Below are 24,455 nucleotides of genomic sequence, written 5' to 3' on the forward strand. Positions count from 1 at the left end.
ATCGGGGCGATTTTCTTTAGCGTTGGGTTTCAACCCGACGCATTTTCGTTGCGTTCCAAGCCATCCAATCTCCATCAATTCTATTGTTTTTAGCGCTGGGTTTCAACCTTGCGCTGGAAATTTCATTGATTGCTATTTAGGAATGTCATGCCTGCGAAGGCAGGCATCTCAATTAAAAAGACAAGTGGTTACCGGTGTTCCCCCAACATCACCTCCAAAAACTTCCTCAGTGCCGGATTCTCGTTCTCCTTTTTCCACATCGCTGACAACCGGGCCGTTTGCTTCCCGTTTTTCAACTCAATAAACTTCACTTTCAGGCTGAAGCCATCTTTCAGGGTAGTGGGTACTATGGCAATCCCAAGGTTATTCTCTACAAGCCTGAAGATTGTACTGGCGTGCACAGAGCGATGTGAAACCTTCGGACGAAAGCCACTGGCTTCAAATATATTCATGAACTGATTAAAATAATCGACGCTATAGTCGCTCGAAAACAGGATAAAGTTTTCTTCCTTTAGCTGATGCAAATCCACAAAGTTGTCTTCATTCATTGGGTGATCCTGAGGGAGCACCAGCGAAAAAGTATCCTCAAAAACTGTCACCAATTGCATCTCCTTGGGTGCATGTTCCAACCTCACAAAACCGATATCCAGTTTATCGTGCATGAGCCCTTCCAGTTGTTCCTGGTTAGCCATTTCTGTCAGTGTGGTATGTATCGAAGGGTACTGCTTGTTAATCTCCAGCAATACCTTTGGAATGACTCTTTGCATAGCCGACCCAACAAAGCCAATCCTTACCTCACCGTCGTCTCCAGCCTCAATCATTTTGAGCTGCTTGACTATGAAGTCGAGGTTGTTGATAACGCCCTTGAGCTCCTGTTGAAGATATTTTCCCGGTGCCGTCAGTGCTACGTTTCTCTTGTTTCTTACAAACAGTTTTACATCCAGCTCTTCTTCCAGCTGCTGTATCTGGCGGCTGAGCCCCGGCTGGGTGATAAACAGTTTTTCGGCCGCTTTCCTGAAATGAAGCTCCTCTGCCACCTCCAAAAAGTACTTAAAATGGCGAAGCTCTAACTGATTACTTATAGGCATTAGTTGTTGATATAAAAGGTATTTTTAGTAATTAAAGGTAGTGAGTAGATTTGAGAAATGCTTACGTCGGTTAGAACTGATTGATTTTCATAGGTCTAGGGGTCAGTTCGTTCCGAATAGGCAACTTTAACCCAAATTATGCCCACGTCAGTGAATTTTCACCCTGGAGAAGACCGGCTGTCTGTCGGTCTTCTCATGAGGGTGTGCCAGCAGGAAGTCGGTGTTGAGATCGCCAGAGCCGCCAGAGAAAAAATTGAACAGAGCCGAAGTTATGTTGACCAAATTGTAGAAAGCAATAAGGTTGTATATGGCATCAATACCGGCTTTGGGCCTTTGTGCAATACCCAGATAGCCGCCAGCGACACCCGGAAACTTCAGGATAACATTCTAAGAAGCCATAGTGTCGGCGTAGGGCCCCCTGTTCCTCTGGACATTGTCCGGCTGATGCTCATTACCAAATTGCAGTCCTTAAGTCAGGGATACTCTGGTATTTCTGTGGAAGTACTTGAGCGAATAATCTGGCATCTTACGAGTGGTTATCTGCCCTATGTGCCGTCTCAGGGTTCGGTAGGAGCATCAGGAGATTTGGCACCGTTAGCGCACATGTTCCTTCCCTTAATTGGCCTTGGCAAGGTGTGGGACGGAAGCAACTGGGTTGAAACTGGAATCATCTTCCAAAAAGAAGGCATTGAGCCTATCCAGCTGGGCGCAAAAGAAGGCCTGGCCCTCATCAATGGCACACAGTTCATTGCCTCCTATGCGGTGCTCGGTTTGCACCGCCTTCATAATTTACTGGAAACAGCTGACATCATTGGTGCCATGAGCCTCGAAGGAGTCCTCGGATCGGCCAGCCCGTTCGATCCGTCACTGCACCAACTTCGGGCCTTCCAGGGGTCAATGCACGTAGCACACAGGCTCAGAATAATGCTGCAAAACTCCGAAATGGTCGCTTCACATGCCAATTGTGGCCGTGTGCAGGATCCGTACAGCTTCCGCTGCATGCCACAGGTGCATGGTGCATCCCGCAACGCATGGCTTCACTTGAAAGAGCTGACAGAAATAGAAATCAACAGCGTTACCGACAATCCCGTCATCTTTAGTGCAGACAAAACCATCAGCGGAGGCAACTTCCATGGGCAGCTGCTGGCCATGCCACTAGATTACGCTACACTGGCTGCCGCCGAAATTGGTAGTATCTCCGACCGACGTACTTACCAGTTGCTGGAGGGTGATGTCGAAGGCCTGCCCAAATTGCTTATGCGCAATACCGGCATCAATTCCGGTTTCATGATTCCCCAGTACACGTCTGCTGCCCTGGTGAGCGAAAACAAAAACCTTTGTTTCCCTGCCAGCGCCGACAGCATTCCTACGTCGCTCGGTCAGGAGGACCATGTCAGCATGGGCTCCATCAGCGGCAGAAAACTGAATACCGTGCTTGATAACCTCGAAAATATTCTGGCCGTAGAGTTGTTATGTGCCGCACAAGCTTTCGACTACCGCAAGCCGATGAAGTCGGGGGTGATCCTGGACGCCTGTCATGAGCTGGTGCGACAAAAAATAGACCACGCAGAGGAAGACAGGATATTTGGCGATGACATCGCTGTAGCAAGGGAGATAGTTGCATCGGGGGAACTCACCAGTGCCGCACTTGAGGTTGCCCAATCAAACAATATCAACTTAAAAGGAGACCTGTATGAATCTTTCAGCCTTTCTTGATACTTACGCCAGCCACCCAAGCTACAAAGCGCCCACTGGCTCAACCCTGAACGCCAGGTCGTGGCAAACTGAAGCGCCATTGCGCATGTTCCTCAATAACCTCGACGCTGAAGTGGCTGAAAATCCAGCTGAGCTGGTAGTGTACGGCGGCACTGGTCAGGCGGCCAGAAATGTGGAGGCAGCGAAAAAAATCATTGAGATGCTCCTGCAGCTCGACGACGAGCACAGCCTGCTTATCCAATCTGGCAAGCCAGTCGGTGTGCTTCGAACGCATCCAGAAGCTCCAAGAGTGCTGATCGCCAACTCCAATTTGGTGCCTGCCTGGGCCAACTGGGAACACTTCCAGGAATTGAAGGAGCGGGGGCTGATGATGTATGGCCAAATGACCGCCGGAAGCTGGATTTATATAGGTTCTCAGGGCATCCTTCAGGGAACCTACGAAACCTTTGTTGAATGCGGGAAGCAGCACTTTGGAGGCAGCCTCAGAGGGAAACTGCTGGTTTCAGGTGGCCTTGGAGGAATGGGAGGTGCTCAGCCGTTGGCAGCGACCATGGCAGGGGCTACTTTCCTGGGTGTCGATATTGACCCCGAAAGAATCAAAAAGCGCCTGCACACCCGATACATTGATAAAATGACCGACTCCTATGAAGAAGCGGTGAGATGGGTGCTGGAAGCCAAAGGAAAGAAGGAAAGCATCTCGGTCGGTTTGGTGGGCGACATTGGCGATGTGCTGGAAAGGCTTTTGAAAGACAATATCACGCCCGATGTGGTGACCGACCAAACATCTGCCCACGATCCAGTTTTTGGCTATGTACCCAATGGACTATCGCTGACTGATGCGGAGATCCTGCGCATGAAAAACCCCGTCAAATACAAGGAGCGGTCGCTGAAAAGCATGGCTCGCCACGTTGGCTTTATGCTCGAAATGAAGAAACATGGAAGCCAGGTATTTGACTATGGCAACAACCTTCGGGAATTCGCCCGGCAGGGCGGCGAGGCCAACGCTTTTGATTTTCCCGGGTTTGTGCCTGCTTATATTCGCCCACTGTTTTGTGAAGGCAAAGGCCCTTTCCGTTGGGCTGCCCTTTCTGGCGACCCCGAAGATATTTACACCACCGACAAGGCTTTGATGGAAGCTTTTCCGGAAAATGCCCACCTCATCAACTGGTTGCAGCAAGCCAGAGAGAAAATAGCCTTTCAGGGGCTGCCCTGCCGTATTTGCTGGCTGGGCATGGGAGAGCGGGAAAAGGCTGGGTTGATCTTCAACGACCTGGTGAAAACAGGTAAAGTAAAAGCTCCAATCGTCATTGGGCGTGACCACCTCGACTGCGGCTCCGTGGCGTCGCCCAACAGGGAAACCGAGGGCATGCTCGACGGATCGGATGCTGTGTCCGATTGGCCATTGCTTAACCTCATGGGCAATACAGCAGGCGGTGCCACGTGGGTTTCTTTCCACCACGGTGGCGGTGTGGGCATGGGCTATTCGCAGCATGCTGGCATGGTGGTATTGGCCGATGGCACAGAGCGAGCCGAAAGATGCCTTCGCCGTGTGCTCTTCAACGACCCGGCCATGGGCGTCTTCCGCCACATGGACGCCGGTTATGAACCAGCCAGCGACGTCGCAGCTACTCACCATTTAAAATTCTAGTTTGTAGTACCGTAAAGGTTAAATTTAGGAGAACATGCTAGCCCTGTAGGGGCGGCTTTCTCGTAGCGATGGGTTTAAACCCATCGCTATAAGCAAATAGAATAGAGCTTTGGCGGCATTTTTGCCTTTTCGCAAAAATGATGACAAAGCGGCTAATTACCGGAAAGACATATTTCAGCATAAAAATGCACACCCCTCAACTCATCGGCCCTTTCAAACAAGTCGTCACCATGGCCAACCTGCCAACCAAAGGGCCATTGACTGACGACCAACTCCAAATCGTACACAATGCGGGTATCGTGCTCCAAGGCGATCGGATTGTAGAAGTGGTCAATTTCGAAGAAGGTACTGAAAGGCACAAGAATGTTTTCGAAATGGAAGGCGACTATGTGGCTCTTCCCGGCCTCATCGACTGCCATACCCATATCTGCTTTGCGGGCTCACGGGCAAAAGACTACCAGCTGAAGGTGGGAGGTGCAGGCTATCAGGAGATACTCAAAGGCGGAGGTGGTATCCATGACACAGTGCAAAAGACGAGAGCAGCTACTCTGACAGAATTAGAAGAACTGGTTGCCGGACGGGCCACACGGCACCTCACCGAAGGTGTGACAACCATTGAAGTGAAAAGTGGCTACGGCCTCAATCTGGCCGACGAGCTTAAGATGCTGGAAGCCATCAGTCGCACGTCAAAGGAATATTTGCTCGACCTTATCCCAACTTGTCTGGCAGCTCATGTCAAGCCAGGTGAATTTGACAAGGCTGACGAATACCTTGATTTCCTGATGAATGACCTATTGCCGCAGGTAAAACAGGAAGGCCTTTCCAACAGGGTCGATATTTTCGTGGAAGAAGGAGCCTTCGATGTCGCACTAAGCAGAAAGTACCTAACAAGGGCAAGGGAAATGGGCTTCCAACTGACTGTGCACGCCGACCAGTTCAGCTCTGGCGGCAGTAAACTGGCAGTAGACATGGGCGCTCTCAGCGCCGACCACCTCGAAGCCTCCACCGATGCAGATATCAAGTACCTGGCCGGGAGCGACACCATTGGCGTGGTTTTGCCAGGAGCTTCTATGGGCTTGGGCTTGCCATTTGCTCCTGCCAGAAAACTGCTCGACTACGGAGGCTGCCTCGCCATCGCCACCGACTGGAACCCCGGCAGCGCTCCTATGGGCGATCTGCTCATGCAAGCGGCTGTGCTTGGAGCTTCACAAAAACTTTCCATGGCTGAAACCTGGGCTGGTATTACCTTCCGGGCAGCGAAAGCCCTTGATTTGGACGACAGAGGAACCCTTGTGCATGGTAATTTGGCGGATTTTATTGCTTTTGAAACAGGGGACTACCGGGAGGTGCTATATCACCAGGGAAAAGTGAAGCCAGTGGCAGTATGGAAAAATGGGCGACTAGTTGACTAAATGCTTACCGATCAACCACCCATTTACATTATTTGCTTAATCCCTTACCATATTCAGTATCGAAGCCTTCATTAAATCTTTTAACTTCGCCCCACAGAAAAAACGATTGACTTTCGGATTGAATGGCATGTACAGATCACCTGATAGAAACATTTGGCGAGGAAGAACTGACAAATACGATGGGCCAGACGGAGCTCGCTGGCACCATGTCATTCAAATGCTCGATCTGTCGAGGCCTATTGCGTCGGTTGCAGGTGAAAAGAAATTTGCGCTGCTCGGCTTTTGTTCCGACGAGGGCGTAAGAAAGAACTTTGGCAGGAGAGGGGCTTCTGAAGGGCCCTATACAATCAGAAAAATGGCAGCTAATTTGCCATGGCATAGTCAACCATCTGTTTCCCTTTTCGATGCTGGTGATGTCCTCTGTCCAAACGGCAACCTGGAAACGGTTCAAAAGCTATTAGGGCAAAAAGTGGCAACATTACTAGACACTGGCTATTTCCCTATTCTACTGGGAGGTGGGCATGAAATCGCCTACGGGCATTTTCTGGGAGCATTTGCCCATTGTCCCGATAAGAAGATCGGCATCATCAATCTCGATGCGCATTTCGATTTGCGAAACGACCCACATGCACCCACATCAGGCACGCCATTTTTGCAGATTGCTAATTTCCTGGGGCAGGAAGGAAAACCTTTCGACTATATGTGCCTCGGTATTCAACCCTCTGGCAATACCGCTGCCCTTTACAAGACTGCCCACCAGAAGAAAGTGAAATACCTGGAGGCAGGAACGCTCTTTCAGCTTTCCACAGCAGAGATAGAAAAGGTGATTCATAAGTTCACCAAGCCCCTCGACCATATCTACCTCACCATATGCCTCGACGTAATGGATGGCGCATTTGCGCCTGGGGTAAGTGCTCCGGCTGTGATGGGGCTGGCACCACAGCAGGTAGCAGAGTTGGTGCGCATCATTATGAGCACTGGTAAAGTACTCACCTGCGACGTTGCAGAAATGAACCCGGCCTTCGATCAGGATAACAGAACAGCGAAACTAGCGGCCAACCTGGTATTTCGGATCGTGAGCGAACTAAAACCTACAAAGTAGCGATCCCTTCTTAGTGCCTTGGCGACTTAGTGGCGTCCCTCTGCCAAATTGCTCACTGTTCCTCAATGCTGTACTAGTACCGCCAGGTTCATTTTCATCTTTTTGTTTCTTTGAGACTTTATGGAGCAAAAAAAGAACCTTCCCTAACACTGTGAAGAGGATTCTACTACCTAAGTGTGTGTTGAGGGAAGGTCACAATCAATCGAAAACCGAGAGCAAGATGGTTAGGCTTTCGAGGTTTGTAATCCCCCAAACTGAGGGAATTTTAAATTTCTCTGAAGAAATGAAATTTTTTCACACCCAAAAAAAGTTTTTTTTCGGCTGTTTTTGACCCTTACTATCCTCGTGATTTATTCCACCGCCAAACCACTCGGGCATATTTCAACCCACTAAAATTTTGATTTCTGCAAATCCTCTCTTTTTGGGTTAAAAAATAACCAAGGGAAGGGCTGTTTGTAAAATACTGATTAACAGGCCGTTGTATGAAATAATAATCCTTCTGCTTATAATTGATGAGGAAATAGGAATTAACCCAAATATTGATTGATATGGAACGACACCTTAATCACACAGTTGTAGCAGATCTTGAAACTGAATTGAAAGATACTTTCGCCAACATAAAAATGAGTGACCTGAACCTTCACGACATTACAATGGACGAGTTTGTTGAGCAGTTGAGTAAAAAATCTAAGCTCAGCAAAGAGAAAGTAACGGAGATGGTAGAAGAAAAGATCAACTACATCTACTCAAAAAGACTAGGATAATACCTTTTCTACTTAAATTACACCCTGATTATTGAAGAGGCTGCCCAAAAGGTGGCCTTTTTTTCGCTCTTTTACTTTCGGAAATACCATGTTCTAAAATCTCGACCGTCCTTCGGCTAACTCAGGTTCAAATCTGAACACAACTGTATCGTATCCGTACACATTTTTTAAAAAAGAACAACTTTAATTAACTGATAATCAAATGATTAAATAAGTGGCATATTCATTGGTAAATAGGAGATGGACTTGAAAAAATGGATATGTTTATAATGAGAAAAGTGAATGTGTGGTGTCTTTTGTTTGTGCCCTTATTTTCAATATTGGTGAGCCCGGCCTTTTCGCAAGCCGAACCCGAAGTTCTCACTCTAGAAAGGGCTATGGAGCTGGCGCTTCAGAATAATATAGATTTGAAGAGGGCGCAAAACAACGTAATTGCAGCCGTGTCAAACAAGCGGCAAGCAGTGATGAATTTTCTCCCGAATCTTAATGGCTCTATTGGCTATACTGTTTCTAATGGAACTAACTTTGACAATAACTCCGGCCAGTTCGTAACGACAACTTTTGAGCAGTCAAGCCCTACTTTAAGTTCCAATATGAACTTGTTTAGCGCTTTCTACAATCATCATTTGTTGCATAGAAGGGAGAATGAGCTGGAGTCGTCTGTTTACGCTCTTAGGTACTCTGAATTAATCGTAAGAGCCAATGTCTTGTTAAGGTTTCTTAATGTTTCACTTGATAGAGAAAATATCAAAAACTCCGAACGCAGGCTTGAACTGCTTCAATCGCAGCTTGAGCGTGAAGAAAAGCGTGAATCTGTCGGTGTAGCCAGCTTGGAGAATGTGTACAACTTCAGATCCCAGGTTGCAAACCAGAAGCTAACGCTTGTGGGCCTCGAAAACCAGTACAAAAGTGATTTTCTAGCGCTGATTCAAACGTTACAACTAAATGATCCTGAGAACTATGTGCTTCAGGATATCGAAGTGCAGGTTTCTGCGGAGGATACTCAGGTGGAACCATTTCAGCAAGTAATGGCGGAAGTTTTAGAGAACTCTTACAATGTCAAGAGCTCTTTTTATACCATGCAAGCGGCTAAAAATGCCTTGAAGGTGAGCCGCACCAGTTACTATCCTTCCGTTGGTATTGGCGCCGGAATCGGCACTCGATACTCGACCAACAATGATGGAGAGTTGTTCTCTCAGTACAAGACCTTTACAAACAATTACTATGGATTCCAGATAAGTGTGCCAATTTTCAACAACTTTTTGGTTAAGAACCAGGTTGCACAAGCAAAAGTGGGGATGTTTAACGCTGAACTGAACTACAAGCAGGCAATTTTGGATATAACAAATAGAATTCAGAGGGACTATCTGGATTTAGTTTCATCCATTACCTCCTATGAATCCGCTTTGGAAAACTTCGAAGCACAGGAGCAGACATTCAATTTCGTTCAAACCCGATTCGATACTGGTGCGACAGATTTCTATACATACCTAGAAAGCCTGAACAATAAAAACAATGCAGAGATTACGTTGATAAATGCGAAGTATAGCATAGCGTTTAGGAATAAAATTCTTGACTTGTTCAGGGGTATGTCATCCACTACAGAATAATTCATCCCTATAACTGGTATTAACGAAGGAGGTCAAAGCCTCCTTCTTTTTTTGTCCCAACCACACGATGACCAGTCAGCAGGGCATTTAAATACGTGTCAGGTAAACTGATTTCGTTTTTCTCGCTACTGTATAGATCCTGGATAAAAACACTGCCGCTACTTGTCAGGTAGAGCTGATTCTTCGAAAAACAAAAGAAGTCGCAAGGCGGACTGTCGATGATACCCTGATAAGTTCCGAGGTTGTCAAAATAAACAATGCCCCCGCTGTCCAGAGAAGCAAACAGCACATTCTGATATTCCCTGATGAAAAGAATCTTACCATCAACAGGTATTGATGCATTGAAAGGGATTTTCGACTGGATTTTTTGATCAATGGGGTCAAATTTAATCAGACCGTTGTACGATTCATCAACCAGCCAGAACGAGTTGTCTTGAGAGGGGCAGGCGAGCCGTATAAAGCTCTGAGACTTGCCAGTGAGGTCATACTCAGTAGTAGGCGACATAAACCTGTCGAGTATGACGATAGATTGAAACTCTTCGTAAAACAGAAAGGTCTTCAGCGGGTTCCAGGGATCGACTAGCGTGACCTGCCCCAGCCTCCTGGGAGAGTAGTTCACAATCTGTCTGCCTGTGGTGTCGTATTTGGCCACCGTACCGTTCGTGAAAGCAAGATAGAAGTCGCCTCTTCTGTCAACCGACTGAGCGGTAACAACTGGCCCGGGCACATTTTTTTCCACCACTGGCTGGGCCCGGCATAAGAAACCAGATAAGAGTAGAGCCAGACATGAGACAGCAGTCTTATTCAAACCTTTTGAGCTCAACTTTTTTCCCGTCAAATACCGCATAAGTACAGTGGTTGATCCACTCTCCTAAGTTAATGTATCTGCTGCTCTTCCCAACTTCCAGGTCAAGCGGAAGGTGCCTGTGCCCAAAAATATAATAGTCGTGGTGCTCTTTGGCTTCAGCTTCTTTGCAATATGTCCAAAGCCATTCGTCATCCCCCAGAAAGGCCTCGTCGTACTTCAGGTTGCTGATCCTGCTGTTGCTCGACCATTTGTGAGCGATGGCCATTCCCACATTGGGGTGCAGCCATTTGAATGCCCACTGGCAAAGCTTGTTCCTGAAAATCTTCTTAAGAAATTTATATCGATAGTCGCCAGGCCCAAGACCATCGCCGTGACCCACCAGCAGCTTTACACTATTGACGACGTAGCTCTTGTTTTCATGGTACACGGGTATTCCAAACTCTTCGGTAAAGTAGCTGGCCATCCACATATCGTGGTTGCCTGAGAAAAAGATGACTGGAATGTCCTTATCGACCAGCTCAGCAATTTTTCCCTGAAACCGGGCAAAGCCTTTGGGGATTACATGGTTGTACTCAAACCAGAAATCAAAAATATCGCCAACAAGAAAGATGGCGGCGGCAGAGTCTTCGATACTTCCCAGCCATTTTACCACTTTGTTCTCCCTTTCCCGGCTCTTTGTTTGGTTGGGAGCCCCAAGGTGAAAATCACTCGCAAAATAGATCAATTTCCCATCCGGGAGGGTACCGTTGTCAAACTGCATATGGGTACAAAATAAAAAGATCAGGCGTTAACCTGATCTTTGAATCAAATATTATTTATTGAAGATTACTTTTTGGTTGTATCCTCAACTACGTCTGAGGTCTCTTCATTTGTAACTTCCTCTGCTACCGATTTTTTCAAAGCTTCAACTTCGTCATCTGTTTTTTCTGCTTCTTCGGTCAGCGCTTCTACTGTTTCTCCGTTGGTAGTGTTATTCGTAAAAGCCTGGTAAGTCGTTTGCTTTTCAAAAGGACGCTTGCCTATCAGTCTTTCCAAATCATTCTGGAAAATGATTTCCTTCTCCAGAAGCTCTTTGGCTATAACCTCAAGCTCTTTCTTATGCTTGGTTAGCATTTTCTTAGTGCGCTCATAGGCAGTAGAAATTATGCTTCTCACTTCTGAGTCTATGGTTTCAGCAGTTGATTCCGAATAGGGCTTATTGAAGGCATATTCTGACTGCTTTGAGTCATAGAAAGACACGTTGCCAATTTTATCATTCATGCCATAGATCGTCACAATGCTGTAGGCCATCTTGGTTACCCTCTCCAAGTCGCTTAGAGCGCCTGTCGATATTTTACCAAAAATAATCTCCTCAGCGGCACGACCACCCAGAGCCATACTCATTTCATCCAGCAACTGCTCAGTTTGATACAAAAACTGCTCCTTTGGCAAGTACTGAGCATACCCGAGCGCAGCAATACCACGGGGAACAATGGATACTTTCACCAAAGGATCGGCGTGCTCAAGGAACCAACCCGCTACTGCGTGACCAGCTTCGTGGTAGGCAACAATTTTCTTCTCTTCGGGCGAAATGATTTTTGTCTTTTTCTCCAGACCACCAATAACTCTGTCAATGGCATCCTGAAAGTCCTGCATGTCAACGGCCTCTTTGTCCCTTCTGGCTGCGATAAGTGCGGCCTCGTTGCACACGTTGGCAATTTCAGCACCGGCAAAGCCCGGAGTTTGTGCAGCCAGTTTTTTCACGTCCACGTCTTTCGACATCTTAATAGGCTTCAAATGCACTTTGAAAATAGCCTCTCTGCCAATTACATCTGGCTTATCAATACTGATTTGGCGGTCAAACCGGCCCGGTCTAAGCAGTGCACTGTCAAGCACGTCAGGACGGTTAGTAGCCGCCAGGATGATCACACCCGAGTCGGTAGCAAAGCCATCCATTTCAACCAGCAGCGAGTTCAGCGTATTCTCTCTTTCATCATTGGAGCCAGGCACCTGGCCTCTGCCTCTTGACCGACCAATAGCGTCAATCTCATCTATAAACACGATACATGGTGCTTTTTCTTTGGCTTGCTTGAATAGGTCACGTACTCTTGCAGCACCTACACCCACAAACATTTCCACAAAGTCGGAACCCGAAAGTGAGAAGAAAGGCACAGCAGCTTCACCAGCTACCGCTTTCGCCAAAAGTGTTTTACCTGTGCCCGGAGGGCCTACCAGCAAAGCACCCTTTGGTATTTTACCGCCCAGCTTAGTAAACTTGGCTGGGTTCTTAAGAAAGTCTACGATCTCTTTTACTTCTTCCTTGGCCTCGTCAAGTCCTGCCACATCCACAAAGGTGATCTTCACCTTATTTTCAGCATCAAACAGTGCGGCTCTTGACTTTCCAATATTGAATATTTGTCCGCCCGGTCCGCCGCCGCCTGTCATCCGGCGCATCAAGAACCAGAAACCGAACAGGATCAGGAACAAGAAACCCCAGTTAAAGAAAATGTTGGTGATGTCAGATCCTTCCTCTATTTTGTACTCAATTCTCTGGTTGTCAGGCAACCCTTTCTCAATCTCCCTAAACTTCTCATCGAAGTTGTCGGCCGAAATGATCTTGAATTTGTAGTGTGGTCCCTGGCTGAGCGAGAAAGGATTTCTCTGCTCCAACTCTACTTTGTACTTACTGTTATTGAGTGCTTCTTCCTTTAGTGTTACCTCAACAAGGTTTTGCGTTCTTAACAGCACGACTCCTTTCACATCATTGCTAAGCAGCATTTGCTCAAACCTCTTTTGCGAAATGGTTACTGATGAAGAACTATTGTTGAAATAAGTAATTCCCAGCACTACCGCCAGAAGAGTTAGAATCACCCAAATTTGATAATTGGGTCTCTGGGGAGGCTTTGGAATCAGGTTTTTCCTCGGTCTATCTTGATTTGCCATTCTTTAATCTTTCTAAATCTAAATCATTGTACAGATTGATAAAACGCTTTTCTATCGCTAATGTTCCTTAGTTGTGCGAGCTTTCCACCGGAGTGATCACCGCATCTCCCCAAAGCTCTTCCAGCGAATAGAAATCACGCTTATCTTTTTTGAATATGTGGGCTACCACATCTATGTAATCCAAAAGGATCCACTCCTTGTTTTGCTTGCCTTCTTTTTTCCAGGGGGACTGTTTTGAAGCTTTATAAACGAATTCTTCTACAGAATCACAAATGGCATCTATTTGAGTGTCCGAGTTGCCAGAACAGATAATGAAATAATCAGCTACCGCATTTTTTACATTTCTCAAATCCAAAACTACTATGTCGTGGGCTTTCTTTTCTGCCATTCCCTGCACCACCAAATCGTTGAGTTCAACCGTTTTAGGTTCAACTGACATTTTGCCCTTTTTTACTGTCATTCAAAACATTTTACTTTGTCTACAAAACTACGAAAAAAGATTGCACAAAATTTTCTCCAAAAATCTCTTTATAGGCAAAAAGGTGGTTTACCTGCCAAAATGTCACTCAACCAACTCTGTAGCTACACAATTGGCCGAAATTGAGCATGTCAACGAAGGTACAGTTGTGATCGCCGACGAGCAATTGGCAGGCCGGGGCCAAAGAGGCAACACCTGGGAATCGGAGCCAGGTAAAAATATCATGATGTCTGTGGTGCTAAAGCCCACTTTCTTAAAACCCTCGCAGCAGTTTTTTTTAAACATCATTGTGTCAATTGCAGTTAAAAAGACGCTAAGCGAATTTGGACTTGAGAATGTAAAAGTCAAATGGCCCAACGATATATATGCAGGCAACAAGAAGATTACCGGCATCCTGATTGAAAGCACGCTGAAAGGAAGCATGATCGAAACTTCAGTTGTGGGAGTAGGCTTAAACGTGAATCAATTGGGATTTACCTCAGAGAAAGCAACCTCAATGGCGCTTGAAATGGGAAACGACCTGGACAAGGAGCTTGTGCTGGAGAAGTTGTCCCGGAATATTGAGTCTTTATATCTTCAGCTCAAAGGTGGTGCTTCTGAGAAACTACAGTCAGACTATTTGAAGTCTATGATTGGGTGGGGAGAACGAAGATTGTATCGTGACAAAGAGGAAACGTTTGAAGCAGAAATTCTTGGAGTTTCGGCGCTTGGAAAGCTTAGGGTTGAGCGGGGAGAGGGAGTGAAGGAGTATGACTTGAAAGAGATAGAGTTTCTGTGGGAGTAACTACTTCTTAAAAACTTCTTCCGTTTGGCTTACAAAAAGTTATGCGCTACTTTTGTATCGATTTATAAATCAATATTATCATAAAATGATTGAAACAAGTCTTAATTACAAAGTAAAAGACATTTCACTGGCCGATTGGGGCAGGAAAGAAATCCGTCTGGCAGAAGCCGAAATGCCTGGTTTGATGGCACTTCGGGAAGAATATGGCGTTTCCAAGCCTCTTAAAGGAGCCCGTATTGCAGGTTGTTTGCATATGACCATTCAAACAGCCGTTCTTATTGAAACGCTGGTTGAACTGGGTGCAGATGTTACCTGGTCTTCTTGCAATATATTTTCTACACAGGATCATGCCGCAGCTGCAATTGCCGAGGCTGGCATCCCGGTGTTTGCATGGAAAGGCATGAATGCCGAAGAGTTTGACTGGTGTATCGAGCAGACACTATTTTTCGGTGAGGACAGGAAGCCTCTCAATATGATCCTTGACGATGGCGGAGACCTTACTAATATGGTATTGGATAAATACCCTGAGATGGTAACTGGCATTAAAGGTCTTTCTGAGGAAACTACCACAGGTGTTCACCGCTTGTACGAGAGAATGAAAAAGGGCACCTTGCCCATGCCTGCAATCAACGTGAACGACTCTGTGACCAAGTCTAAGTTTGACAATAAATATGGTTGCCGTGAGTCGTTGGTGGATGCCATTCGCAGAGCTACCGACGTAATGATGGCTGGTAAAGTAGCTGTTGTTGCTGGATTTGGTGACGTAGGAAAAGGTTCTGCTGAGTCGCTTAAGAGCTGTGGTGTGAGGGTGATTGTGTCTGAGATCGACCCTATCTGCGCTTTGCAGGCGGCGATGGAAGGATACGAAGTGAAGAAAATGGCTACTGCCGTTAAAGAAGCTGATATCATTGTAACCGCTACAGGCAACAAGGACATCATCAAAGAAGAGCACTTCAGAAGCATGAAGGACAAGGCTATTGTTTGTAACATTGGCCACTTTGACAATGAAATTGATATGGCATGGTTAAATGGGAACTACGGTCAGACTAAAGTTGTCATCAAGCCGCAGGTAGATCTTTACAATATCGAAGGATCAGAAATACTTGTGTTGGCCGAAGGCCGGTTGGTAAACCTTGGCTGTGCCACTGGGCACCCATCTTTTGTAATGTCAAATAGCTTTACCAATCAGGTGTTGGCGCAATTGGAGCTTTGGACAAACACCGACAAGTACGAAAATGCAGTGTACACATTGCCGAAGCACCTCGACGAGAAGGTGGCGAGACTGCACCTGGCCAAGATTGGCTGCGAGCTTGACACACTTAGCCCAGATCAGGCAGAGTACATCGGCGTTTCTCTTGAAGGCCCATACAAGCCTGATTATTACCGTTACTAAAATTACTGACATAATTTCATGACAGAGAAAAGGCCCCCAAAAGGGCCTTTTTTTATTATATTGAACGAAAGTAGGCGAAAACAGTCCGTATTTCGCAAATTGGGCTGGTTAACAAACCCGGGTGATTTGTCGTATTATGTAAAAAGAGATTGATTCTAAATAGCCCGCCAGTTGGGCAAGGAATTTGCTGAATTCATTGACATGTCAACAACCGTAACAGAAACCATGGAAGGGCCAAAGCGGCACAGCTATAGTGACTCAAAGAAGATGAAGATCTTCAACGGGGAATTTTTGCCGCATATTGACTCGATGTACAATTTTGCTTATCGTCTTACTTTTGACGACGATGAGGCAAAGGATCTTGTGCAGGAAACTTATTTCAAAGCATTTCGATTTATAGATTCATTTCAGGAAGGAACCAACGCCAAGGCGTGGTTGTTCCGAATCTTGAAGAATAGCTTCATCAACGACTTCAGGAAGAAAAGCAAGGAGCCTGCGAAAGTTGACTATCAGGAAGTTGAAACTTATTACAACTCAGATGATGTTGATGAACATATAACGGTCGACCTGAGAGTAGACGCTTTGCAAAACATGATTGGTGATGAAGTCTCCAATGCGCTGAATGCGCTGGATGTCGATTTCAGAACAGTAATCATACTTTGTGACCTGGAAGGTTTTACCTACGAAGAGATGGCGAAGATTCTCGACATTCCAATAGGTACCGTGAGATCGAGATTGCACAGAGCTAGAAATCTACTCAAGGAGAAGCTAAAATCATATGCTCAGACAATGGGCTACAAATAATTTTTTTCGTAATTTTCGTGATTGAAATTGACAGAGAATGGAACAAAGTTCTGCAAAGGAAGGCTGCAAGGAGTCAGTGAAATGTATTGAAATTTTGCATCTGCTACTTGATAATGAGGCATCGCCAACTCAGGAAGACTATTTGCGGAGTCACCTCGACAGTTGCCTGCCCTGTTTGAAAAACTATAAAGTTGAAACGGAGATTCGAAACATTTTGCGTACTAAGCTTGAAAAGCGTGAAGTCCCTGCAGATTTGCTCAATTCAATAAAATCGAAAATTTCTGTTTCTCTTGCCCCTGAAGGTTAATGCGCAAAGCAATTATTTTTACTGCTCCGTCAGGTTCTGGTAAAACAACACTGGTAAAACATCTTTTAGATCATATTCCTTCTCTTGCCTTTTCCATTTCGGCCACAACAAGGAAGCCTCGAAACCATGAGGTGAATGGAAAAGACTATTACTTCCTCTCGTTTAGTGATTTCCAGAGTAAGATAGAAAGGGACGAATTTGTAGAATGGGAAGAGGTTTACAATGGATCCTTTTACGGCACACTCAAGGAAGAGATTGACAGGATATGGGCTTTGGGCAAAGATGTGATTTTTGATGTGGAAGTGCACGGTGCGCTGAACCTTAAGAAATACTTTGGAGACGATGCCCTGGCGGTATTTGTCAGAGTGCCTGATTTGAACACACTTCAGGAAAGACTTCAAAAGCGTGATACTGAAACTGCAGACACACTCGAAAAACGCCTTCAGAAGGCTAAATATGAAATGACCTTCGAAAAACGACTGGACGTGACAGTGCTCAATGACGACTTGCAGAAGGCGAAAGACATGTCTCTACAAATTGTGAAAGATTTTTTAGCTTAGCCTTTCGAATCACCTTCGCTGGCGTGTGACGAGGTACTGCCAGGAACAAAACATCAATCTATTGGATATCGGTCTCTATTTTGGTTCATTTAATCCTATCCATGTTGGGCACCTCATTATTGCCAACACTATGTTGGAGAATACCGAAATTGAAGAGGTGTGGTTTGTTGTAAGCCCTCAGAACCCATTGAAGAGACGAAGCAACCTGGAGCATGAGTTTGACAGGTTCAACCTGGTGCAGGCCGCTATTCACGACAATTATCATTTCAAAGTTACTGATGTTGAGTTTCACATGCCCAAACCCAGCTATACGGTGGATACCCTTGCATATTTAACGGACAAGCACCCGCAGCATAAATTCAAGCTGATAATAGGGGAGGACAACCTCACCTCTTTTCCTAAATGGAAAAACTTTAATGTCATTTTAGAAAACCACGGGCTGCTTGTGTACCCACGGCCCCAGTCGAATCCGTCCGAGCTTAGAGATCACCCAAACGTAAAAATTGTTGATGCTCCTTTGCTAGACATATCGGCCACATTTATTCGGAAACAAATAAAAATGGGCAAGTCTGTCAAGTACCTGATCCCGGACAGCGTGAATGAAATGATAGGACGGAAGAAACTTTATTTATAATGCAAAAAAAGAGCTGTGTTTGAATACCACAGCTCCCCAATGATTGAGTATTGTCGGGCGGTGCTACACCGTCATGATCTCCACCTCTTTGGCATCTACAAGTTTGTCGATTTTTACTGAGTGCGAATCGGTAAGCTTTTGCACTTCATCCTCAGCCCTTTTCACATCGTCTTCAGCAGCCCCCTCTTTCATCAGCTTTCTGATCGATTCGTTGGCATCCTTCCTGATATTTCTCACACTCACTTTGGCAGTTTCTGCCTCCGCTTTTACTTGTTTGACAAGGTTTTTTCTTCTTTCCTCTGTTAAGGGCGGAACGTTGATCATTACCATCTCCCCGTTGTTTTGGGGGTTTAGGCCCAGGTCGCTATTGATGATCGATTTTTCAATTTCTGAGATCATGTTCTTTTCCCAGGGCTTAATGGCAAGTGTTCTGGCATCGGGCGTATTAACAGAGGCAACTTGCTGTATGGGAGTCATGGCGCCATAGTAATCGACCATGATACCATCAAGCATGTTGGGCATCGCTTTTCCAGCCCTTATTTTTGCAAGCTCTGCCGAAAAATGGACAATCGCCTTGTCCATCAAATCTTTTGCTTCCTCTAGAAATAGTTGTATCTCCTCGTTCATTCTTAAAAACGTTAATTTATCAGAGTGCCCACTTCCTCGCCTTTCACAACATTAATGAGGTTGCCGGGCTTGTTCATATCAAATACAATAATCGGTAGATTGTTTTCCTGACATAGCGTAAAGGCGGTCATGTCCATCACGTTCAATCCTTTCTCATAAACTTCCTGAAAAGAAATCTGAGCGTATCTGGTGGCATTTGGATCTTTTTCTGGGTCAGCTGAGTAAACGCCGTCAACTCGGGTGCCTTTTAGTACAACGTCGGCTTCAATTTCGATTGCTCTCAAACTGGCCGTCGAGTCCGTTGTGAAGTAGGGATTGCCTATGCCCGCTCCAAAAATCACGATCCTTCCCTTTTCGAGATGCCTGATGGCTCTTCTCCTGATAAAAGGCTCACAAACTTGCTCCATTTTTATACCTGACATAAGGCGGGTAAACATACCATGGGCCTCAAGTGCACTTTGCAGTGCCATAGCATTAATCACTGTTGCCAGCATGCCCATATAGTCGCCTTGAACCCTGTCAATCCCAATAGTAGATGATTGTACGCCACGGAAGATATTACCACCACCAATAACAATGGCTACTTCAAGGCCCTCATCCTTTACTTTTCTTATTTCCTGGGCATATTGTTCAAGTTGTGCGGGGTCAATGCCATATTTCTGACCACCCATGAGTGCCTCGCCGCTTAGTTTTAGTAATATTCGTTTGTATTTCATAGAGCCGGTCTTCCGTGCTTTTGTATGGGGTAAAAGAATGGTTAAATCAGGCAAATATAAATGAAAGCCTTCGACTATGCCTTAGGAAAATGTAATTAGTACCTGATTTTTTTCAACGCTTTGCCCTTTTTCAACAGAGATAGCCTTGATAATTCCATCACCAGGCGATTTAAGCACATTTTCCATTTTCATCGCTTCCAGAATCAGGATGGGGTCGCCCTGATGAACCTCCTGGCCCTCACTCACCTTTATTTCGTGGATAAGCCCTGGCATGGGCGCTTTCAGGTCGTTGGCTTTTTTTGCCGTGGTATTTGATATACCCAGTTTTTCAAGTAAAATATCCATCTTGTCTTTGATAGTCACGTCCACCTTTTTTCCGTTTACCAACAACGAAACTATTTTCGAAGCCTTGTCGGTGCCAACTATTTCTATCTCAAAAGCTTTCCCACTCTTTATTACATGATAGTGATTTGGCTTCACCTCAACTACCTCATGATTAAATAAGTCGCCATTCAGGTAGACCTCCCCATTTGTTCGGTAGTCAACGTCGATTTCTTTTTGACCTTTTATAAGTACCTTCGCCATGAATTCTTTTTTGGCAAAATACGACATAATATTTTGTGATGATATGGGCAGGAACACTTTAGAAGGAAAGCTTGGGTCGGGAACAGCATTGCTCTCAGTCGCATGTATATTATTATTGACAATGGTTGGCTGTAGGTCTTCCTATCAGGCTTCGTCAAACGTCGCTGGCGCTGAGGAGGTGTTGGTTGAGATAGATTTGCCTCCGTACCAACCCGCCAGCCCCAGGTTTTTCGATATCCTGCACACCCGGCTTGACCTGGAATTCAATTGGGAAAAGAAATGGGTGATCGGTCAGGCTGACATCGCCCTCAAGCCGCACTTCTATCCTCAGAACCAACTGATGTTGGATGCAAAAAGCTTTGAAATAATCGGGTGTGATTTAGTGCAGAATTCAGCCACGGCTCCTTTGGAGTTCCAGTACGACGGTGAGTCTGTGTACATCAATTTGGAAAAGGACTATAAGAGATCGGACACACTGTCAATCAGGTTAAAGTACATCGCTAAGCCATATGAGCAGGCAGCGCAGACCGGGCAGGCAGTAACCTCCGACCGGGGGGTGTTCTTTGTCAACCCGACTGGTGCTGATACATTGAAGCCGAGGCAATTATGGACGCAAGGGGAAACTCAATTCAATTCCCGTTGGTTTCCCACCATAGATGCGCCTAATGAAAGGTTTACTCAGGAGATTTTCCTGACCGTTGACTCTTCGCTAACCACGTTATCCAATGGCGTGCTTCAATCCTCTGATTATTTGGGAAACGGCCTTAAGAAAGACCATTGGAAACTCGATAAGCCACATGCGCCTTATCTGGCCATGATTGCGGTTGGCAACTTTGCGAAGGTCGACGATTGGGCCGATTCACTCCAGCTGTCTTATTATGTAGAGCCGGCTTTTGAAAAATATGCCAAAGACATTTTTGGCAACACGCCAGAAATGATTGCTTACTTTTCGCAGGTGCTGGGCTATCCTTATCCCTGGGCCAGGTACGACCAGATTGTCGTCAGAGACTATGTTTCTGGCGCTATGGAGAATACAACGGCATCCGTTTTCATGGAAGACCTTCAGGTGAGCAGGAGGGAGCTGCTTGACGATCATTGGGACGGCATCATTGCACATGAACTCTTTCACCAGTGGTTTGGTGACCTGGTCACCTGCGAGTCATGGGCCAACCTGGCGCTGAATGAAGGCTTTGCCAATTACAGCGAATACATGTGGAACGAGCACAAGTACGGAAAGGAAGAAGCGGACTATAATTTATGGATCGAGAAAGACAATTACCTGGCCGAGGTAGCCGACGGCAAGGTCGACCCCATCATTAACTATTTCTACGAAAATCCCGACGACCTGTTTGATAGCCACCGCTATTCAAAGGCCGGCCTTGTGCTGCACATGCTTCGAAACTATACGGGGGATGAGGCTTTCTATGCTTCACTCAACCATTACTTAAAGGCAAATGCCTATCAGTCAGTCGAAATTGATGATCTGCGAAAATCTTTTGAGGCTGTCACAGGTGAAGATTTGCAATGGTTCTTCGAGCAGTGGTTCGAACTGCCGGGGCATCCGGTTTTGGAGGTATCGACATCCTATGCCAATGATAGCCTCACTATCAACATCAATCAATTGCAGGTGTCCGATTCGATTGGGCTCTTTGTTTTCCCCCTGGATATTAAAATTTGGGAAGGTGCCACCAGCACAACCCATGAATTGCTAGTCGATGCTCCAGAGATTACGGTGACTTTGCCGCTGCCGCAGGAACCAACGCTGGTGGAGGTTGACCCGGAAAGGGTTTTGCTAGCCGAAATTTATCAGCCCAAAACAAGCCAGGAGTTGCTGATGGCCTTTTCTAATGGCAGTTCATTTGCTCTTCGAAGAGAAGCGCTGGAAACCCTCTTCTCTGAAGGCGACTCCATTACGATAGGCAAGGCTGCGATGCTCGGTTTGGCAGACGTATCCCCACGCCTGCGAGAGATGACACTGGATAATTTGGTTGGCCGGGGCCACCTGACTAATCCTGACATGGCAAGGGCTGTACAAAAACTCACCACCGACAGCCGTTCGCTGGTGAGGGCCGCAGCTTTCAGTGCATACAGCGAAACGCAATCGAGCGATATAGATGAGGTGATGATGAAGGCACTTGCTGATTCTTCTTATAGTGTGATAGGGGCTGGTCTTGAGGTGCTGCTTCAGGATTATGTAGAAGATCCAATTTGGCTCAGGGAGTTTCTTGGCTTGACACACCTTAATATAGCAGCACCCATTGCAGGTTACTACAATCAGCAGGTGAAAGAGGGGCATCTTAACTGGTACAATAAGAACCTGCTTAGCTTTCGTGGCATGGATCGCTGGATGTTTCTGCAGTACTATATAGAGTACGTAGTGTTGACAGACCTCTTCAAGGATGAGTCAACAGCGAAGGTGCTTACGTATATTGCTACTAACGACAACGAATATTATAATCGAATTGCGGCTTTCCAGTCGATGACACTGGTGATTCCGGAAACCCCCGAAAACAGGAAGATACTGGCCTCAATCGCTGCAAAGGAGGAAGACCAGCGAGCGAAAGCCGTCATGAACAGCTTACTTGCTGCCGAAGGGAACTAAAGAAGTTGAAGTTCACCAGGAATATTTTCTACTTTTTAAATCAATTATTTGAATAAAACCAAAAAGCGTATAATTTTGCACTTCCTTTTAGAAACAGGCCCTTAACAGGCCTTTTTTTAACGGTTGTTCTTAGTCATTTTGTTTGATATGGGGGAATACCAAAGCGGCCAACTGGGGCAGACTGTAAATCTGCTGACTTATGTCTTCAGAGGTTCGAATCCTCTTTCCCCCACAGCGAAAGTTCTTTGTTTAGGACGTGTAATTGTATAACTTGCACGCCCTCTGAGCGAGGGACGTCAAACTTAGTACATTATGCGGGCGTAGCTCAGTTGGTAGAGCGACAGCCTTCCAAGCTGTAGGTCGCCGGTTCGAACCTGGTCGCCCGCTCTAGACAAAGAACATAAGAGGTGGAGTCATTCATCATTTATGTTCTTGTTTAATTTATGAACCGTAGTGCTAGGATACCTGTGACGCTGATAATTTCTGGTTCAGGTAGCAGCTCAGCGGGTCAGGCATTGGCGGTGGAAGCCAAAGTCTTTTTTGCCGTTGTAGCTCAGAGGTAGAGCACTTCCTTGGTAAGGAAGAGGTCACGGGTTCAATTCCCGTCAACGGCTCTCTGTATTTTGAACATCTATTAACTGATATATTAATAACTAAATCGAGGATTATCAAATATGGCAAAAGCAAACTTTGATCGTTCTAAACCGCACGTAAATATTGGCACCATCGGTCACGTTGACCACGGTAAAACCACTTTGACGGCTGCTATTTCTGCAGTTCTTGCGGGTAAAGGACTGGCCGAAATTAAAGACTTCTCAGCGATCGATAACGCTCCAGAAGAAAAAGAAAGAGGTATTACTATCAATACTTCGCACATCGAGTACCAAACTGAAAAGAGACACTACGCTCACGTGGATTGTCCTGGTCACGCTGACTATGTGAAGAACATGGTTACTGGTGCTGCGCAAATGGACGGAGCGATCATCGTAGTGGCTGCGACTGACGGACCAATGCCGCAAACTAGAGAGCACATCCTTCTTTCTCGTCAGGTAGGTGTTCCTGCGCTTGTGGTTTTCATGAACAAAGTCGATTTGGTAGATGATCCAGAACTTCTTGAGCTTGTTGAAATGGAAATCAGAGAGCTTCTTACTTACTATGACTTCCCAGGCGATACTATTCCTGTTATTCAGGGATCGGCTCTAGGCGCACTTAACGGTGAAGCTAAGTGGGTGGCTAAAGTAGAAGAGCTTATGACCGCTGTGGATGAGCACATTCCACTTCCTGAAAGAGCGATCGACAAGGATTTCCTTATGCCTGTTGAAGACGTGTTCTCAATTACTGGTCGTGGTACAGTTGCCACTGGTAGAATTGAAAGAGGTGTAACCAACACAGGTGATGCAGTTGACATCATAGGTATGGGTGCTGAGGGGCTTAAGTCTACCATCACTGGTGTTGAGATGTTCCGTAAGATTTTGGATAGAGGTGAAGCTGGTGACAACGTAGGTCTGCTACTTAGAGGTATTGAGAAGTCTCAAATCCGTCGTGGTATGATCATCTGTAAGCCAGGTTCTGTGAAGCCTCACGCTCACTTCAAGGCTGAAGTTTACGTTCTTTCTAAAGAAGAAGGTGGACGTCACACTCCTTTCTTCAACAGATACAGACCTCAGTTCTACTTGAGAACTACTGACGTAACTGGTGAGATTACTCTTCCTGCAAACGTAGAAATGGTAATGCCTGGTGATAACATCACTATCGAGGTAAAACTGCTTAACCCGGTTGCTCTTGAGAAAGGTCTAAGATTCGCCATCAGAGAAGGCGGCAGAACCGTTGGTTCTGGTCAGGTAACTGAAATTCTTGACTAAGTTTTTAAATAGCTAAATGCGTTTCATCTTAAT

At 45.9% G+C, this 24,455-nt stretch carries 22 protein-coding genes and 3 tRNA genes; 17 read left to right on the forward strand and 8 right to left on the reverse strand.

Annotated features, from left to right (window positions below; all coding sequences use genetic code 11):
• Nucleotides 1-188 precede the first annotated feature (188 nt).
• Nucleotides 189-1,088, reverse strand: a complete 900-nt coding sequence (locus tag GC130_RS08755) for a LysR family transcriptional regulator (protein WP_201568284.1) — start codon at nucleotides 1,086-1,088, stop codon at nucleotides 189-191.
• Nucleotides 1,089-1,226: 138 nt separating this feature from the next.
• Between GC130_RS08755 and hutH the strand changes: the two genes are divergently transcribed.
• The 6 genes from hutH (at nucleotide 1,227) to GC130_RS08785 (ending at nucleotide 9,340) form a co-directional block, all read left to right on the forward strand.
• Nucleotides 1,227-2,804: a histidine ammonia-lyase gene (gene hutH / locus GC130_RS08760; protein ID WP_151997910.1), complete on the forward strand. Its 1,578-nt coding sequence runs from the start codon at nucleotides 1,227-1,229 to the stop codon at nucleotides 2,802-2,804.
• Complete coding sequence (gene hutU, locus GC130_RS08765) at nucleotides 2,782-4,452, forward strand: urocanate hydratase (RefSeq protein ID WP_151997911.1); 1,671 nt, start codon at nucleotides 2,782-2,784, stop codon at nucleotides 4,450-4,452. Before hutH ends, hutU begins: the two co-directional genes overlap by 23 nt.
• Before the next feature lie 185 nt (nucleotides 4,453-4,637).
• Entirely contained in the window at nucleotides 4,638-5,864 is a 1,227-nt protein-coding gene (gene hutI, locus GC130_RS08770) for an imidazolonepropionase (RefSeq protein WP_151997912.1), read from the forward strand.
• Nucleotides 5,865-5,991: 127 nt separating this feature from the next.
• A complete protein-coding gene (hutG, locus tag GC130_RS08775) occupies nucleotides 5,992-6,966 on the forward strand; it encodes a formimidoylglutamase (protein WP_151997913.1) in 975 nt (324 codons plus the stop codon).
• A 548-nt stretch (nucleotides 6,967-7,514) separates the two neighbouring features.
• Complete coding sequence (locus GC130_RS08780) at nucleotides 7,515-7,730, forward strand: hypothetical protein (protein WP_151997914.1); 216 nt, start codon at nucleotides 7,515-7,517, stop codon at nucleotides 7,728-7,730.
• A gap of 269 nt (nucleotides 7,731-7,999) precedes the next feature.
• Nucleotides 8,000-9,340, forward strand: a complete 1,341-nt coding sequence (locus tag GC130_RS08785) for a TolC family protein (protein ID WP_193217811.1) — start codon at nucleotides 8,000-8,002, stop codon at nucleotides 9,338-9,340.
• A gap of 19 nt (nucleotides 9,341-9,359) precedes the next feature.
• Here the strand turns inward: GC130_RS08785 and GC130_RS08790 are convergent, their stop codons facing one another.
• The 4 genes from GC130_RS08790 to rsfS form a co-directional block, all read right to left on the reverse strand.
• Nucleotides 9,360-10,148 (reverse strand): hypothetical protein, encoded by a 789-nt coding sequence (locus GC130_RS08790; RefSeq protein WP_193217812.1) that lies wholly within the window; start codon nucleotides 10,146-10,148, stop codon nucleotides 9,360-9,362.
• Nucleotides 10,141-10,908, reverse strand: a complete 768-nt coding sequence (locus tag GC130_RS08795) for a UDP-2,3-diacylglucosamine diphosphatase (RefSeq protein WP_151997917.1) — start codon at nucleotides 10,906-10,908, stop codon at nucleotides 10,141-10,143. The genes GC130_RS08790 and GC130_RS08795 overlap by 8 nt, the downstream gene beginning before the upstream one ends.
• A 65-nt stretch (nucleotides 10,909-10,973) precedes the next feature.
• Nucleotides 10,974-13,070: an ATP-dependent zinc metalloprotease FtsH gene (ftsH, locus tag GC130_RS08800; protein ID WP_151997918.1), complete on the reverse strand. Its 2,097-nt coding sequence runs from the start codon at nucleotides 13,068-13,070 to the stop codon at nucleotides 10,974-10,976.
• A 67-nt stretch (nucleotides 13,071-13,137) separates the two neighbouring features.
• Nucleotides 13,138-13,530 carry a ribosome silencing factor gene (rsfS, locus tag GC130_RS08805; RefSeq protein ID WP_226940416.1) on the reverse strand — a complete coding sequence of 131 codons (393 nt, stop codon included), beginning with the start codon at nucleotides 13,528-13,530 and terminating at the stop codon, nucleotides 13,138-13,140.
• A 40-nt stretch (nucleotides 13,531-13,570) separates the two neighbouring features.
• On the opposite strand from rsfS, the gene GC130_RS08810 reads away from it, so the two are divergent.
• The 6 genes from GC130_RS08810 (at nucleotide 13,571) to nadD (ending at nucleotide 18,030) form a co-directional block, all read left to right on the forward strand.
• Nucleotides 13,571-14,332 (forward strand): biotin--[acetyl-CoA-carboxylase] ligase, encoded by a 762-nt coding sequence (locus GC130_RS08810; RefSeq protein WP_193217813.1) that lies wholly within the window; start codon nucleotides 13,571-13,573, stop codon nucleotides 14,330-14,332.
• 85 nt (nucleotides 14,333-14,417) lie between these two features.
• Nucleotides 14,418-15,725 carry an adenosylhomocysteinase gene (gene ahcY, locus GC130_RS08815; RefSeq protein ID WP_151997921.1) on the forward strand — a complete coding sequence of 436 codons (1,308 nt, stop codon included), beginning with the start codon at nucleotides 14,418-14,420 and terminating at the stop codon, nucleotides 15,723-15,725.
• A gap of 225 nt (nucleotides 15,726-15,950) precedes the next feature.
• Nucleotides 15,951-16,529, forward strand: coding sequence for a sigma-70 family RNA polymerase sigma factor (locus GC130_RS08820; protein ID WP_151998053.1), 579 nt, complete (start codon nucleotides 15,951-15,953; stop codon nucleotides 16,527-16,529).
• Between the two features lie 37 nt (nucleotides 16,530-16,566).
• Complete coding sequence (locus GC130_RS29220; protein WP_339787116.1) at nucleotides 16,567-16,836, forward strand: zf-HC2 domain-containing protein; 270 nt, start codon at nucleotides 16,567-16,569, stop codon at nucleotides 16,834-16,836.
• Nucleotides 16,836-17,396, forward strand: a complete 561-nt coding sequence (gene gmk, locus GC130_RS08825) for a guanylate kinase (protein WP_151997922.1) — start codon at nucleotides 16,836-16,838, stop codon at nucleotides 17,394-17,396. Before GC130_RS29220 ends, gmk begins: the two co-directional genes overlap by 1 nt.
• A gap of 61 nt (nucleotides 17,397-17,457) precedes the next feature.
• Nucleotides 17,458-18,030, forward strand: coding sequence for a nicotinate (nicotinamide) nucleotide adenylyltransferase (gene nadD / locus GC130_RS08830; protein ID WP_151998054.1), 573 nt, complete (start codon nucleotides 17,458-17,460; stop codon nucleotides 18,028-18,030).
• 63 nt (nucleotides 18,031-18,093) lie between these two features.
• Here nadD and frr read toward each other — a convergent pair whose 3' ends face one another.
• The 3 genes from frr to GC130_RS08845 all read right to left on the reverse strand — a co-directional run bounded on the left by frr (nucleotide 18,094) and on the right by GC130_RS08845 (nucleotide 19,958).
• Nucleotides 18,094-18,657 carry a ribosome recycling factor gene (frr, locus tag GC130_RS08835; protein ID WP_151997923.1) on the reverse strand — a complete coding sequence of 188 codons (564 nt, stop codon included), beginning with the start codon at nucleotides 18,655-18,657 and terminating at the stop codon, nucleotides 18,094-18,096.
• A gap of 11 nt (nucleotides 18,658-18,668) precedes the next feature.
• On the reverse strand, nucleotides 18,669-19,373 hold the full coding sequence (gene pyrH / locus GC130_RS08840; protein ID WP_151997924.1) for a UMP kinase: 705 nt from the start codon (nucleotides 19,371-19,373) through the stop codon (nucleotides 18,669-18,671).
• A gap of 81 nt (nucleotides 19,374-19,454) precedes the next feature.
• A complete protein-coding gene (locus GC130_RS08845; RefSeq protein ID WP_151997925.1) occupies nucleotides 19,455-19,958 on the reverse strand; it encodes a biotin/lipoyl-containing protein in 504 nt (167 codons plus the stop codon).
• A 43-nt stretch (nucleotides 19,959-20,001) separates the two neighbouring features.
• Here GC130_RS08845 and GC130_RS08850 point away from each other — a divergent pair, with 43 nt between their 5' ends.
• From GC130_RS08850 to tuf, 5 genes are all read left to right on the forward strand, one after another.
• A complete protein-coding gene (locus GC130_RS08850) occupies nucleotides 20,002-22,560 on the forward strand; it encodes a M1 family metallopeptidase (RefSeq protein ID WP_201568292.1) in 2,559 nt (852 codons plus the stop codon).
• A 149-nt stretch (nucleotides 22,561-22,709) separates the two neighbouring features.
• A tRNA-Tyr gene (locus GC130_RS08855) sits at nucleotides 22,710-22,792 on the forward strand.
• 82 nt (nucleotides 22,793-22,874) lie between these two features.
• A tRNA-Gly gene (locus GC130_RS08860) sits at nucleotides 22,875-22,947 on the forward strand.
• Between the two features lie 155 nt (nucleotides 22,948-23,102).
• A tRNA-Thr gene (locus tag GC130_RS08865) sits at nucleotides 23,103-23,174 on the forward strand.
• A gap of 60 nt (nucleotides 23,175-23,234) precedes the next feature.
• Complete coding sequence (gene tuf, locus GC130_RS08870; RefSeq protein ID WP_151997927.1) at nucleotides 23,235-24,422, forward strand: elongation factor Tu; 1,188 nt, start codon at nucleotides 23,235-23,237, stop codon at nucleotides 24,420-24,422.
• The last annotated feature ends 33 nt before the right edge of the window (nucleotides 24,423-24,455 follow it).

Origin of the sequence: Imperialibacter sp. EC-SDR9 (assembly GCF_902498805.1) — a bacterium.
Taxonomy (GTDB): domain Bacteria; phylum Bacteroidota; class Bacteroidia; order Cytophagales; family Cyclobacteriaceae; genus Imperialibacter.

Coding starts and splice junctions, on each gene's coding strand:
- GC130_RS08755 (WP_201568284.1), bottom strand. CDS start 1,088: ATGCCTATAAGTAATCAGTTAGAGCTTCGCCATTTTAAGTACTTTTTG.
- hutH (WP_151997910.1), top strand. CDS start 1,227: ATGCCCACGTCAGTGAATTTTCACCCTGGAGAAGACCGGCTGTCTGTC.
- hutU (WP_151997911.1), top strand. CDS start 2,782: ATGAATCTTTCAGCCTTTCTTGATACTTACGCCAGCCACCCAAGCTAC.
- hutI (WP_151997912.1), top strand. CDS start 4,638: ATGCACACCCCTCAACTCATCGGCCCTTTCAAACAAGTCGTCACCATG.
- hutG (WP_151997913.1), top strand. CDS start 5,992: ATGTACAGATCACCTGATAGAAACATTTGGCGAGGAAGAACTGACAAA.
- GC130_RS08780 (WP_151997914.1), top strand. CDS start 7,515: ATGGAACGACACCTTAATCACACAGTTGTAGCAGATCTTGAAACTGAA.
- GC130_RS08785 (WP_193217811.1), top strand. CDS start 8,000: ATGAGAAAAGTGAATGTGTGGTGTCTTTTGTTTGTGCCCTTATTTTCA.
- GC130_RS08795 (WP_151997917.1), bottom strand. CDS start 10,908: ATGCAGTTTGACAACGGTACCCTCCCGGATGGGAAATTGATCTATTTT.
- ftsH (WP_151997918.1), bottom strand. CDS start 13,070: ATGGCAAATCAAGATAGACCGAGGAAAAACCTGATTCCAAAGCCTCCC.
- rsfS (WP_226940416.1), bottom strand. CDS start 13,530: ATGACAGTAAAAAAGGGCAAAATGTCAGTTGAACCTAAAACGGTTGAA.
- ahcY (WP_151997921.1), top strand. CDS start 14,418: ATGATTGAAACAAGTCTTAATTACAAAGTAAAAGACATTTCACTGGCC.
- GC130_RS08820 (WP_151998053.1), top strand. CDS start 15,951: ATGGAAGGGCCAAAGCGGCACAGCTATAGTGACTCAAAGAAGATGAAG.
- GC130_RS29220 (WP_339787116.1), top strand. CDS start 16,567: ATGGAACAAAGTTCTGCAAAGGAAGGCTGCAAGGAGTCAGTGAAATGT.
- gmk (WP_151997922.1), top strand. CDS start 16,836: ATGCGCAAAGCAATTATTTTTACTGCTCCGTCAGGTTCTGGTAAAACA.
- frr (WP_151997923.1), bottom strand. CDS start 18,657: ATGAACGAGGAGATACAACTATTTCTAGAGGAAGCAAAAGATTTGATG.
- pyrH (WP_151997924.1), bottom strand. CDS start 19,373: ATGAAATACAAACGAATATTACTAAAACTAAGCGGCGAGGCACTCATG.
- GC130_RS08845 (WP_151997925.1), bottom strand. CDS start 19,958: ATGGCGAAGGTACTTATAAAAGGTCAAAAAGAAATCGACGTTGACTAC.
- GC130_RS08850 (WP_201568292.1), top strand. CDS start 20,002: ATGGGCAGGAACACTTTAGAAGGAAAGCTTGGGTCGGGAACAGCATTG.
- tuf (WP_151997927.1), top strand. CDS start 23,235: ATGGCAAAAGCAAACTTTGATCGTTCTAAACCGCACGTAAATATTGGC.